The organism is Aestuariibacter salexigens DSM 15300 (genome assembly GCF_000429145.1).
GTDB lineage: Bacteria > Pseudomonadota > Gammaproteobacteria > Enterobacterales > Alteromonadaceae > Aestuariibacter > Aestuariibacter salexigens.
The window spans coordinates 38,560-51,922 of record NZ_AUBH01000005.1 but is presented as its reverse complement, the minus strand read 5'-3'; the positions used below and the strand labels follow the sequence as shown (position 1 = coordinate 51,922).

Here is a 13,363-nt window from a genome sequence, read left to right as displayed (position 1 = left end):
GCTACTTTAGAACGACAAATTTTTGCGTTACTTTACGATTTTTTTCTGTCTCCAAATTCTCAGCGGTATATTCCTGCCTAATGTTGAGTCTGATAGTACGCCTATTTTTTCCCGCTTGGACTTCTATCGCCATAGGGAAGATTACCTGTAGTTTTGACAAGACCTGACTTCCATCGTCGAGTTCAAGAGTATGAGCATGAACCTCTGACTGAGCAGTACATTCTGCTTTTATCAATTCCGAACTGGCATGTTGACGCTTTAACTCGCGCTCAACATCTTGTAATAGGAAGGCTGGAAAATTATCCCCTCTTCCAAGCAGCGGTATGGCAGTGCGTGCATTATCGGCACATTCAAATCCAATAGCTTCAATACTTTTATCTTCTGGCGGGAGTTGTAATTGCGCTAGCGCGCTTGAAGAATAGAGCGCTATCGCTGTCGATAAAACAACATGTCTGATCATAGTAAACGTCATTCTTGATATGTTATTAAACATTGTTAATTTTCCAAACATCACTGATGTTTGTAAATAAAAAACCCGGCTGAGTGCCGGGTTTCACATGGAACGTTTGATTACTTCTTACGCAATTTTTGAATCAATCTTAACTGCGCAATTGCTTCAGCCAATTCGACTGCTGCTTCAGCATAATCAAAGTCAGTGCCTGGGTTTGCAATATGTTCTTCAGCACGACGCTTGGCTTCTTCCGCTGCTGATTCGTCCAGATCTTCTGCGCGAACCGCTACGTCAGCCAACACGGTAACATTGCCCGGTTGTACTTCAAGTACACCGCCTGCAATGTATATCATTTCTTCGTGTCCGTGCTGTTTCACTAACCGCACCATGCCAGGCTTAAGCGCAGTGATCAGTGGTGCGTGACCAGGATGAATACCTAGTTCACCTTCACTGCCTGTCACCTGAATGGTCTCAACGCGACCAGAGAATATTTGCTCTTCTGCGCTGACTACATCCAGATGTACTGTCATTGCTGCCATGGGGCACCTCCTAAATGGTTAACGAGTATGGCTTAAATAATGTGCTTAAAAGGGCTGCGGATAAATCTACAGCCCATTCACATTACTTCTTTTTGCCTTTCTCTACCGCTTCTTCGATAGAACCAACCATGTAGAAGGCCTGTTCTGGCAAGTGGTCATAATCACCAGCCAAAATGCCCTTAAATCCACTGATGGTGTCTTTTAGCGGAACGTATTTACCAGGTGAACCAGTAAAGACTTCTGCAACGAAGAAAGGTTGTGACAGGAAGCGCTGAATTTTACGAGCGCGTGATACAACCTGTTTATCTTCTTCAGACAGTTCGTCCATACCCAAGATGGCAATAATGTCTTTCAGTTCTTTATAGCGCTGCAGTACAGATTGTACGCCACGTGCTACATCGTAGTGTTCCTGACCAATTACCAATGGGTCCAACTGACGTGATGTTGAATCCAAAGGGTCAACAGCAGGATAGATACCCAGTGCGGCGATATCACGTGACAGTACAACTGTCGCATCCAAGTGAGCGAATGTTGTTGCTGGCGACGGATCAGTCAAGTCATCGGCAGGTACATATACCGCTTGGATAGAGGTAATTGAACCCGTTTTGGTAGACGTGATACGTTCCTGCAGAACACCCATTTCTTCAGCCAGCGTTGGCTGATAACCTACCGCTGATGGCATACGACCCAACAGGGCTGATACCTCAGTACCGGCAAGTGTATAACGGTAGATGTTATCTACGAAGAATAGAACGTCGCGGCCCTCATCACGGAACTTTTCAGCCATTGTCAGACCGGTCAATGCGACGCGCAAACGGTTACCCGGTGGCTCGTTCATCTGACCGTAAACCAGAGATACTTTGTCCAAAACGTTTGAATCGTTCATCTCATGGTAGAAGTCGTTACCCTCACGAGTACGTTCACCAACACCCGCGAATACTGAGTAACCGCTGTGCTCGATCGCGATGTTACGGATAAGCTCCATCATATTTACGGTTTTACCTACACCGGCACCACCGAACAGACCAACCTTACCACCTTTTGCGAACGGACATACCAGGTCGATAACCTTGATACCTGTCTCGAGCAGTTCAACGGAAGAAGACTGCTCTTCGTAGCTAGGTGCTTCACGGTGAATAGACATTTTCTCTTCTTCACCGATTGGGCCCGCTTCATCAATGGGATTACCCAGTACATCCATGATGCGACCCAGCGTTGCTGTACCGACTGGAACCATAATTGGGTTATTGGTGTTCTCTACAACCAGACCGCGACGCAGACCATCTGTAGAACCCAGAGCGATGCCACGAACAACACCACCACCTAATTGTTGTTGCACTTCAAGGGTCAGACCTTGTAAGCCACCTTCGGTGACTTTAAGTGCGTCATAGACTTTTGGCACGCTGTCTTGTGGAAATTCGATATCCACGACGGCGCCAATAACCTGGACGACCTTACCTTGACTCATAATTTGTCCTCATTAACTCTATAAACCTGTGCCTACACCGCCGCAGCGCCACCAACAATTTCGCTAATTTCCTGCGTAATTGCTGCCTGACGGGCTTTGTTGTACACCAATTGCAATTCATCAATCAGGTTGCCGGCATTATCGGTAGCCGCTTTCATTGCCACCATTCGTGCTGCTTGTTCTGAGGCAGCATTTTCAACCACACCCTGATAGACCTGGGATTCGATATAACGCACCATCAACATTTCCAAAATTGGCTTTGGATCTGGTTCGTAAATGTAATCCCAACGGTGTTCCAACGATTTATCGTCGGACTTAGGCAGAGGTAATAACTGATTGATCACAGGCTGCTGTGCCATGGTATTCACAAAGTTGTTATACACCAGATACAGTCGGTCAATTTTGCCTTCATCATAGGCATCTAACATGACCCTAACCAAGCCCACGACATCACTCACACTCGGCGCATCACCGATACCTGATTCTGCGGCAAGCACAGAACCACCGAATCGGTTAAAAAACCCACACGCCTTGGAACCCAGAGCAGCGAAGTCAACTTCAACACCCTGGTCACGCCATTTCTTCACGTCCTGAGAGACCAGTTTGAACTCATTAGTATTCAAACCGCCACACAGACCGCGATCGGTAGAAATGACGATATATCCAACACGTTTTACCTCGCGCTCTTCCAGATAGGGATGGCGATATTCGAGGTCTCCGTGAGCAATGTGACCAATCACTTTTAGCATGTTTTCCGCATATGGACGGCCAGAGGCCATACGTTCCTGCGCCTTTTTCATTTTAGACGCAGCAACCATTTCCATTGCGCTGGTAATCTTTTGCGTATTTTTAATACTGCCAATCTTACCTTTTATCTCTTTACCGCTAGCCATGACTATTTCTCCGATTACTCAACGACTGTGCTCTGTTGTGAACAGAGCACTGCGATTACCACGTTTGCGTCGATTTGAATTTCTCAATCGCGCTCTTCAGCTGGTTTTCGATGTCGTCGTTGTAGTTACCAGTTTCGTTGATAGTCTTCATTAGCTCAGCGTGTTCACTATTCATGTAAGAATGTAACGCTGATTCAAAGTCGAGGATCTTGTTAAGTTCCACGTCTTTTAAGAAGGCTTTCTCAACGGCAAACAGTGAAACTGCCATGTCAGCAACAGAAAGCGGTGCATACTGCTTCTGTTTCATCAGCTCGGTAACACGCTCACCGTGTTCAAGCTGTTCACGTGTTGCATCGTCAAGGTCAGATGCGAACTGTGAGAACGCGGCCAATTCACGATACTGGGCAAGGGCCAGACGAATACCACCACCAAGCTTTTTAACAATCTTGGTCTGTGCTGCACCACCTACACGTGAAACTGAAATACCAGCGTTCACAGCAGGACGAATACCTGCGTTGAACAAGTCAGTCTCAAGGAAGATCTGACCGTCGGTAATAGAAATTACGTTTGTAGGTACGAATGCTGATACGTCACCCGCCTGAGTTTCAATGATAGGCAGTGCGGTCAGTGAACCGGTTTGGCCTTTAACTTCACCATTAGTGTACTTCTCAACATACTGTGCATTAACACGAGCAGCACGTTCAAGCAGACGTGAGTGAAGATAGAATACGTCACCAGGATATGCTTCACGACCTGGAGGACGACGCAGAAGAAGTGAAATTTGACGGTATGCAACAGCCTGTTTTGACAGGTCATCATATACGATCAGTGCGTCTTCACCGCGATCGCGGAAGTATTCACCCATGGTACAGCCAGAATATGCCGACAAGTACTGCAATGCCGCAGACTCAGAAGCAGATGCCGCAACCACGATGGTGTGCTCCAGTGCACCATGTTCTTCTAGCTTGCGTACTACGTTTGCAATGGTCGATGCTTTCTGACCAATAGCAACGTAAACGCATTTAATGCCTGTACCTTTCTGGTTAATGATGGCATCAACAGCTAAGGCAGTTTTACCAGTCTGACGGTCACCGATAACAAGCTCACGCTGACCACGACCGATTGGGATCATGGAGTCAACAGACTTATAACCAGTTTGTACTGGCTGGTCGACTGACTGACGTTCGATAACGCCAGGTGCAATTTTTTCAACTGGCTCATAACCATCAGCTTCGATTGCACCTTTTCCGTCGATTGGCTCACCCAGTGTGTTAACAACACGACCAAGCAGATTACGACCAACTGGTACTTCCAAAATACGGCCAGTAGACTGTACTTTTACGCCTTCTTGCAAGTCCGCATAGGGACCCATTACTACCGCACCAACAGAATCTCTTTCAAGGTTCAGGGCGATAGCATAGCGATTACCTGGAAGCTCAATCATCTCACCTTGCATCACGTCAGCAAGGCCGTGTATACGAATAATACCGTCGGTTACACCAACGATAGTTCCTTCATTTCGAGCTTCACTTACTACTTCAAACTGTTCAATTCGCTTTTTGATCAGTTCTGCAATTTCAGTGGAATTAAGTTGCATGCTCATATCCCCGTTATGCTTGCAACGCGTCTGCGAGACGGTTCAATTTAGATTTCACGGAACCATCAATCACAATGTCACCGGCTTTAATAATGACGCCGGCGACCAATGCAGGATCCACGTTACAATTCAGCTTAACTTTTCGTGCCAGACGTTTTTCCAGTGAAGCACTGAGTTCTTTTTGTTGCGCATCGCTGAGTTCGACGGCAGATGTCACATCAACATCAACCTGTTTGTCGTACTCTGCTTTCATTGCATCAAACAATTCAGAAATCTCAGGCAATACTTGCAAACGTCCATTTTCAGCCAGAAGTTTAATCAGGTTCTGGCCTTTATCGTCGAGTTGTTCACCACACAGTTTGGTGAAGATATCTGCCATATGTTCGGCAGCCAATGCACCAGACAGCAACTGTTTCACTGTCTCGTTCTTGGCAACCTGACCTGCAAATATCAACATCTCCTGCCAACTGGCAACTGTGTTGTTCTCAACGGCGAAATCAAAGGCAGCTTTGGCATAAGGTCGAGCGATTGTTGTCAATTCAGACATTGCTCAAACTCTCCTTATAGCTCCGCGACAAGTTTTTCAACGATGTCGGCTTGTGCTTCGGCATTGATTTCACGCTGCAGAATTCGCTCCGCACCTGTCACAGCTAATGCTGCAACCTGCTTGCGAAGTTCTTCTTTGGCACGATTACGTTCAGCGTCAATTTCGGCATAACCTTGAGCAATGATTTTCTCACGCTCAGCGTGACCACGTTGCGTTTCCTCATCAACAAGTTGTGAGGCTCGCTTTTTGGCCTGCTCGATAATTTCAGCTGCTTGCGCTTTGGCTTCTTTCAACTGCTCAGTGGCTTTCGCCTGAGCCAGTTCGAGGTCTTTTTCAGCACGCTCAGAAGCTGCCAGCCCATCGGCTATCTTCTTCTGACGTTCCTCAATCGCTGCCATAAGCGGTGGCCATACATACTTCATGCAGAACCACACAAACACAGCAAATGCGATAAATTGACCAATTAGAGTGGCGTTAATATTCACGTCCGCTCCTCCTCGTTACATGTTCGCTAAAATGACAGGTTCAGACTTATGCACCAACAGCGAACAGGAGGTATAGAGCGATACCAACACCGATCATTGCAATCGCGTCGATCAGACCCGCAACGATGAACATTTTAACCTGCAGTTGAGGTGCCAGTTCTGGCTGACGAGCAGCTGATTCAAGGAACTTACCACCCAGCAGACCGAAACCGATTGCAGTACCCAGGGCACCCATACCGATCAGTAGAGCAACAGCGATATATAACATTTACGTCTCCGATTTATGTAGTTAAATTAAAATTAAAAAAACAGCAAACTAGTGGTCTTCACTGGCCAAGCTCAGATATACGATGGTCAACATCATAAATATGAAGGCCTGCAGCGGAAGCACCAGAATATGGAATACCGCCCATGCAAAGTGCAGAGGCAGCTGGAAATAGCCGATTGTCGCGATCAAAATAAAGATCAACTCACTGGCATACAGGTTCCCGAACAAACGCAATGCCAATGAAAGAGGGCGTGCGAGCAATGTTACGGTTTCCAGAATGAAGTTGACCGGAATAAAAATAGGATGACCGAAAGGTTGCATGGTCAGCTCTTTAGTGAAGCCACCGATACCTTTCATTTTGATCGAATAGAAGATGATCAGTACGAACACACCCAATGCCAGTGCGAATGTGAGATTAAGGTCAGTGGTTGGAACTGCTTTCATGTAGACATCGTGAGGGTCCATACCGAAACCATATTGCCCAATCAAACCAGCGATCGACGGCAATAGATCTACAGGCACCAGATCCATCAGGTTCATCAACAATACCCACACAAAGATGGTTAATGCCAATGGCGCAATGAGTGCGCTTTTACCATGAAAAGTGCTTACCACGTTGTCGTTAACGAAATCCACAACCAACTCGACGAATGCCTGCATTTTGCCAGGCACGCCAGTGGTCGCTTTGGACGCAACGCGTTTGAAAATAAATAAGAAAAGCAAGCCCAAACCAATAGACCAGGCCAGGGTGTCGACGTGCCACTGCCAAAAACCAGCGTCGGCACATGCCTTATTGAATGCGATACCATTTTCGGTGGTACACATACTGGCATTGGTCAAGTGGTGCTTGATGTATTCTGATGTAGTGTATTCAGATGCCATTGATTAACCCAAATTGTTTAAGTGTGAATTCATTTTTCGTTGCCGCCGTAACTTATTTTTTATCGTTAGTGTTTATGGCGATATCGCAACATAGCAGCCCATTGGGCCACCGTTGTTATGGCGAAAGTGACAAACAGCGGGATAGCCTGCACGTTTAACCCTTTAAAAGCCACAACAAATAAAATTATTGTCAAAAACAGTTTGAGTTTTGCACCTTGACCAAAACTTTTGGCGACCATCTGGTTTTGACTGGCGCCAGCATATCGAAAAGCAAAATGCGCGAATACCAGATTCGGAAAAACGCTTATTATTACACCGCTGATTGCAGAAACAGTCACTGCCGTTCCTTCTGTCAGCACAACAACGAGTGTGCCCAGAACACCAAAAGCGGCCTGCCAAAGCAGGACTTTCCTGGCCAAAATGCGACCGTTTTCAGCGAGCGCGTTTTTCACTTTGTCTTTTTACTGCTAAAACCCAAACAAAAAGCGCCAAAAGTATACTGGCCTGCCAGTTTTTTTCAACAAAAACCGGGGTTTTCACGCCGTTATAGCCGCTATATGATTCAGAAATGCAATGTTAGATGTAAACAGATATTGGCAATACAAAAAGTAGGGTTTTAATCACGTCAGGGATTAAGACCTTTTTAATCAAGTTATTCCTGTTGGCCCATTTTTGACAATATTCCGTCTAACTGGTCGAGACTACTGAAATTAATTACCAGTTTACCTTTGCCCTTGGCGTTATGCGCAATATTTACCGGCGCACCAAAATTTTCAGAAAGGCGCTCTTGTAAGCGCATAACATCAGGATCGGGCTTGGAATCAGGCTTAGGTTTGGCCGGCTCAAGCATTTTCCTGACCAGATTTTCCGTGTCCCTTACCGTCATACCTTTGCCAGACACTATTTGTGCGGCTTCACTCTGCTGAGCATCTTGTAATGACAACAGTGCTCTGGCGTGTCCCATCTCAATGTCGCCATGTTCAAGCAGTAATTTCACGTCATCATTAAGATTATTAAGGCGTAACAGATTAGTTACCGTGGTGCGGGATTTACCCACTGCTTCAGCGACTTCCTGATGGGTGAGATCAAATTCATTCATCAGTCTTTCCAACGCCTGTGCCTCCTCCATGGCATTCAGATCTTCGCGCTGGATATTTTCAATGAGCGCAATAGCCACTGCGGCTTCATCGGGCACGTCCTTGACGATGCAGGGCACGACGTCCAATTGTGCAATTTGTGCGGCACGCCAACGTCGCTCACCCGCGATAATCTCATAGCGGTCTTGCTCGAGTGGACGAACAACTATCGGTTGGATAACACCCTGAGAGCGAATGGAAGAGGCCAGTTCCTCAAGCGCCTCTGAAGACATGTCCTTTCTGGGTTGGTATTTACCAGGCTGCAAAAATTCAATTGGCAGTTTGCTCAATTCAGAAGAAGGCGCAGACGTTTTTTCCTGATGTTTTGATGCCTGACTGGTTGCCAGTAGTGCATCTAATCCTCGACCTAATCCTCGTTTCTTTGACGACATCTGAACCTATTAACCCTTGTTATTTACCCAAACCAGATGAGGCGTTCTGCTAGCTCGCTTTACTGGTTATTGTCTGTTTGTCTTTGCGTCTGAGTATTTCCCCCGCCAGCGCAAGATACGCTTTAGCGCCGGTTGAGGACTTATCATAATACATCGCTGGTGCGCCAAAGCTTGGCGCCTCCGCCAATCTCACATTTCTGGGGATGACGGTACGATAAACCTGTTCGCCAAAGTGCCGTTTAAGTTGTTCAGACACATCATTGGCAAGTCGGTTGCGCGGGTCGTACATAGTACGCAACACACCCTCAATTTTTAAATCCGGATTCACCACTGAAGCCAGCTTTTGGATCGTATCCATTAATGCAGTTAACCCTTCCAGAGCGTAATATTCGCACTGCATCGGAACCAGTACCGAATCTGCTGCCGCTAATGCATTAACCGTCAACTGGTTTAGAGAAGGTGGGCAATCAATGAAAATGAAATCGTAATAATCTCTTACTGGCTCCAGTGCATTACGCAAGCGTACTTCTCTGGCGAACACCTCCATGAGTTTGATTTCGGCGGCAGTAACATCCCCATTTCCGGCAATCAGATCATACTTACCAGATGTCTCCTTTATGATCACGTCTTTGACAGGTTGCTCTTCAATCAACAATTCGTAACAGGTGGCAGGTGCTTCGTATTTATCAATGCCACTGCCCATGGTGGCATTGCCTTGTGGATCGAGGTCGATAAGCAGCACTTTACGCTTGGTAGCTGCCATTGAGGCAGCAACATTAACCGCCGTAGTGGTTTTCCCTACGCCGCCTTTTTGATTCGCAATGGCGATGACTTTACCCACGTGTGCCTGCTTCCGTTTAGTATTTTGTGATGACGATTAGGTGACGCTCACCTTCCTGCCCGGGAACCGTTAACTCATGGCTTTTTTCTACATGAAACCCAGGTGGTATCTCAGCGATTTCGGCATCGGGGAACTGCCCTTTTAATGCCAGAAATCGTCCCTCAGAATCTACCAGATGCTGACACCAGTGCAACATATCTTTTAATGAAGCGAAAGCTCTGGATAAAACGCCATCAAAACCAAATTCAGGTGTATATTGCTCTACACGAGACTGAACCGGCTCGATATTGGTCAATTTCAGCGTATGCGCTACCTGACGCATGAATCGTACTCGCTTTCCTAAGCTATCGAGCAGCACGAAGTGCTTTTCCGGATTCAGGATAGCCAGAGGAATCCCAGGCAGACCGGGCCCGGTGCCAACGTCGATGAATTTATTGCCGTGTAAATACGGACTCACGACAACTGAATCTACAATGTGCTTGCTTAACATCTGCAGTGGATCGCGAACTGACGTCAGGTTGTATGCTTTATTCCATTTATCGATGAGTTGCACAAATTCCACCAACTGCTGTTTTTGTGCGTTGTTCACCGACAAGCCTGCTTTGCCAAGTAGCGCTGTCAGTGAGTCTGACAATTCAGATGCAGCAATACTCATCAGGCACTCTGTCTCTGTGCCTTACGCAGCAAACCCTGCTTTTTGAGATGTACAAGCAGTAATGAAATAGCAGCTGGGGTGACACCGGAAATGCGCGTCGCCTTACCTACCGTTTCGGGTCTTGCGTCACTAAGTTTGGCCACTACCTCATTTGATAGACCAGAAATTTTGCTGTAATCAAAATCCACTGGCAGCAGCGTATCTTCATGACGCTGAAGTTTAGCAATCTCTTCCTGCTGGCGTTCAATATAGCCTGCATATTTAATTTGAATCTCAACCTGTTCGGCAGCTTGCTTATCCGTTAATCCAGGACCGAGATCGGCCACATTCATCAATGCTGCATAGGTCATCTCAGGACGACGGATCAATTCCTCAAGACTATGCTCTTTGCTGACCGGATTCTTCAACATACTGTTTAGATCCTGGCTTGCTGAATGGGCAGGGTGGATCCAGGTCGAACGCAGACGTTGACGCTCCTGCTCGATGGCTTCCATCTTCGCGCTAAATGCTGCCCATCTTTTATCATCAACCAGTCCGATTTCGCGCCCTTTAGCAGTAAGTCGAATATCTGCATTATCTTCTCGCAGCGTCAATCGGTACTCAGCACGACTGGTAAACATACGGTAAGGCTCTTTGGTGCCCAAGGTCGCTAAATCGTCAATAAGAACCCCCATGTATGCTTCGTTTCGTCGCAACTCAAATGGTTCTTTCTCAGCACATTGCAGCGCCGCATTAGCGCCGGCTATTAAGCCCTGCGCACCAGCCTCTTCATATCCAGTTGTGCCATTAATCTGACCGGCAAAAAACAGCCCGTCGATGAATTTCGTTTCCAGTGTTTGCTTCAGATCTCGGGGATCAAAGAAGTCATATTCAATTGCATAACCAGGTCTGACAATATGCGCCTTTTCGAAACCACGGATGGACTGCACCAGTTCTACCTGAACATCAAATGGCAAACTGGTTGAGATCCCGTTCGGATAGACTTCCATCGAGGTTAAGCCTTCTGGCTCAACAAATATCTGGTGTGATGCTTTGTCCGCAAAACGCATGATCTTATCTTCAATGGACGGACAATAGCGCGGGCCTATACCTTCGATTACCCCGGTATACATGGGAGATCGGTCTAACCCCTTGCGAATAATATCGTGGGTACGCTCATTAGTGTGTGTGATATAGCATGGGATCTGTCGAGGGTGGTCGGCAACGTTACCCAGAAATGAAAACACTGGTGTTGGGTTGTCTCCCGGCTGCTCCTGCATCACACTGAAATCCAATGTGCGCGCGTCAAGTCTGGCCGGTGTACCAGTTTTAAGCCTGTCTACTCTGAAGGGCAGTGCACGTAATCGCTCCGCTAATGCGATCGATGGTGGATCACCTGCGCGACCACCACGAAAGTTTTCCAGCCCTATATGTATCGTACCGCCTAAAAATGTTCCAACAGTGAGAACCACAGTTTTGGCTTTGAACTTTAAGCCCATCTGCGTGACGACACCACACACCCGATCATTTTCAACAATCAAGTCATCACATGATTGCTGAAATAAGGTCAGGTTTGGTTGAGATTCGACAACCGCACGCACTGCCTGTCGGTATAGGCTACGGTCGGCCTGGGCCCTTGTTGCTCGCACCGCTGGCCCTTTACTTGAGTTCAGAGTACGAAACTGAATACCACCTTTGTCAGCAGCAATGCCCATTACGCCACCCAGTGCATCAATCTCTTTTACCAAGTGTCCTTTCCCGATCCCGCCGATCGCAGGGTTACAGGACATTTGTCCTATTGTGTCTATATTGTGGGTAAGGAGAAGTGTATTAGCACCCATGCGCGCGGATGCCATTGCGGCCTCAGTGCCGGCATGTCCGCCGCCTACAACAATGACATCAAATTGTTGCTGATAAAACATTGTCAATCCTCACACCCACTAAGATATATGACGCAAATAAAAGGGCGCATATTCTATATTGTTCACTTCACTTTTAAAACGGCTATTTTTTACTCAGTTATATATAGGGATCCAAATGGATCGCTGTTCCAGATCTTATATGATCTTATCTAGATCTCTTTATTATTTTTATATTTAAGCATGCCAGATCCCGTGGATAAGTGATTAAATTTATTTATAAACAATATGTTATGAGTAGCTTTTGGTTGTGGATAATGGTTGTGTACAAGGGTATAAACTGGGGTTAATTGTGCTTCTTATCCACAGTGGTGGTTTTGTCTATTTTTAATAAATGGATAACCAAAGGTTAAATAGTGTTTTTCCAGTTACTTATGCACAGATGGTGATAAAACTAATATAAGGTGTGGATAGATCAACGCAGGATCGGTGTGATCCCGCGTTGTCCCTCTATATAGGGTGTGGACACTGTCATCCACAACACAAAGCTAGTTAGATTTTATTCTGACCGTACCACCACTGGTGCGAAGAGTAAGTTCGGGTCCGCCCCCATTTATTTTTCCAGAAATGCGGCGCTTTTTAGTCACACCATCGACGTCAAAATCTGATTTAACCGAACCGCCACTTGTAGATGCATCTATATCAATGGCGATGTCGTCTGGCAGGTATGCTGTAATGGAACCACCTGAGGTAAATAATCCGGCATCAGCGGTTAGCTGCTTAGCGAATTCAACGTGAATACTGCCACCTGACGTATTGGCGTCAATCTGTCCTTCGATTTGTTCGGTTCTGATTGACCCGCCTGACGTCCTGACATCAACGTTGCCTATTACACGGCCTATATTAATTGAACCACCAGAGGTATCGGCTTCAATATTTCCCCGCAAATCTTCAACAGATATACTTCCACCAGATGTATTGAGGTTGACGTTATATTGTTCAGGCACACGGATAGTATATTCAACGCGTATGCTTCTTCCCCAGCCATATTGAAAACCGCCATCAAATTCGCCAATCACTTTAAGATCTGACGCGTTATGGTCGAACGTAACGTCAAATTCGTCGGCGCTGTTACCACTGATCTGGACATCAACCAAAATTTCGTCACTGTTATGAGTTTCAACGTCGATACTGCCAGACGCGGTTTGTAAATAGAGCTCACCACCGGGTAATACCGAAAACGTTTCGTTAATGGTGCGCGCTAATGATGCTGTAGATGCGAGTAATAGTACTGCGCCCAATGCTATTGGTGTGGCCAGGCTTTGCTTTATAGATAAACTCATAAACTGATTTCCGCTTGTCAACGATGTT

At 46.4% G+C, this 13,363-nt stretch carries 15 protein-coding genes; all 15 read right to left on the bottom strand.

Annotated elements, in window-relative coordinates; translation table 11 throughout:
• Position 1 precedes the first annotated feature (1 nt).
• A complete protein-coding gene (locus G441_RS0109070) occupies positions 2-460 on the bottom strand; it encodes a hypothetical protein (protein WP_156896328.1) in 459 nt (152 codons plus the stop codon).
• 110 nt (positions 461-570) lie between these two features.
• Positions 571-990, bottom strand: a complete 420-nt coding sequence (locus G441_RS0109065) for a F0F1 ATP synthase subunit epsilon (protein WP_026376059.1) — start codon at positions 988-990, stop codon at positions 571-573.
• A gap of 82 nt (positions 991-1,072) precedes the next feature.
• On the bottom strand, positions 1,073-2,458 hold the full coding sequence (gene atpD, locus G441_RS0109060) for a F0F1 ATP synthase subunit beta (protein ID WP_026376058.1): 1,386 nt from the start codon (positions 2,456-2,458) through the stop codon (positions 1,073-1,075).
• Positions 2,459-2,490: 32 nt separating this feature from the next.
• Positions 2,491-3,351 (bottom strand): F0F1 ATP synthase subunit gamma, encoded by an 861-nt coding sequence (gene atpG / locus G441_RS0109055; RefSeq protein WP_026376057.1) that lies wholly within the window; start codon positions 3,349-3,351, stop codon positions 2,491-2,493.
• A 55-nt stretch (positions 3,352-3,406) separates the two neighbouring features.
• On the bottom strand, positions 3,407-4,948 hold the full coding sequence (gene atpA / locus G441_RS0109050) for a F0F1 ATP synthase subunit alpha (RefSeq protein ID WP_026376056.1): 1,542 nt from the start codon (positions 4,946-4,948) through the stop codon (positions 3,407-3,409).
• 13 nt (positions 4,949-4,961) lie between these two features.
• Positions 4,962-5,495: a F0F1 ATP synthase subunit delta gene (gene atpH / locus G441_RS0109045; RefSeq protein WP_026376055.1), complete on the bottom strand. Its 534-nt coding sequence runs from the start codon at positions 5,493-5,495 to the stop codon at positions 4,962-4,964.
• A gap of 14 nt (positions 5,496-5,509) precedes the next feature.
• Complete coding sequence (gene atpF / locus G441_RS0109040) at positions 5,510-5,980, bottom strand: F0F1 ATP synthase subunit B (RefSeq protein WP_026376054.1); 471 nt, start codon at positions 5,978-5,980, stop codon at positions 5,510-5,512.
• A 46-nt stretch (positions 5,981-6,026) separates the two neighbouring features.
• The gene (gene atpE / locus G441_RS0109035; RefSeq protein WP_026376053.1) at positions 6,027-6,248 is read right to left on the bottom strand and encodes a F0F1 ATP synthase subunit C; all 222 of its coding nucleotides are present in this window, start codon (positions 6,246-6,248) and stop codon (positions 6,027-6,029) included.
• 48 nt (positions 6,249-6,296) lie between these two features.
• Positions 6,297-7,130, bottom strand: a complete 834-nt coding sequence (atpB, locus tag G441_RS0109030; protein ID WP_026376052.1) for a F0F1 ATP synthase subunit A — start codon at positions 7,128-7,130, stop codon at positions 6,297-6,299.
• 65 nt (positions 7,131-7,195) lie between these two features.
• Positions 7,196-7,582 carry an ATP synthase subunit I gene (locus tag G441_RS0109025; protein ID WP_026376051.1) on the bottom strand — a complete coding sequence of 129 codons (387 nt, stop codon included), beginning with the start codon at positions 7,580-7,582 and terminating at the stop codon, positions 7,196-7,198.
• A gap of 200 nt (positions 7,583-7,782) precedes the next feature.
• Positions 7,783-8,658, bottom strand: a complete 876-nt coding sequence (locus tag G441_RS0109020) for a ParB/RepB/Spo0J family partition protein (RefSeq protein ID WP_026376050.1) — start codon at positions 8,656-8,658, stop codon at positions 7,783-7,785.
• A gap of 49 nt (positions 8,659-8,707) precedes the next feature.
• Positions 8,708-9,499, bottom strand: a complete 792-nt coding sequence (locus G441_RS0109015; protein ID WP_026376049.1) for a ParA family protein — start codon at positions 9,497-9,499, stop codon at positions 8,708-8,710.
• A 16-nt stretch (positions 9,500-9,515) separates the two neighbouring features.
• Positions 9,516-10,154: a 16S rRNA (guanine(527)-N(7))-methyltransferase RsmG gene (gene rsmG / locus G441_RS0109010; RefSeq protein ID WP_205622172.1), complete on the bottom strand. Its 639-nt coding sequence runs from the start codon at positions 10,152-10,154 to the stop codon at positions 9,516-9,518.
• Positions 10,154-12,055 carry a tRNA uridine-5-carboxymethylaminomethyl(34) synthesis enzyme MnmG gene (gene mnmG, locus G441_RS0109005; RefSeq protein WP_026376047.1) on the bottom strand — a complete coding sequence of 634 codons (1,902 nt, stop codon included), beginning with the start codon at positions 12,053-12,055 and terminating at the stop codon, positions 10,154-10,156. Before mnmG ends, rsmG begins: the two co-directional genes overlap by 1 nt.
• Before the next feature lie 485 nt (positions 12,056-12,540).
• Positions 12,541-13,335, bottom strand: coding sequence for a DUF4097 family beta strand repeat-containing protein (locus tag G441_RS0109000; protein ID WP_034474754.1), 795 nt, complete (start codon positions 13,333-13,335; stop codon positions 12,541-12,543).
• Positions 13,336-13,363: the final 28 nt, after the last annotated feature.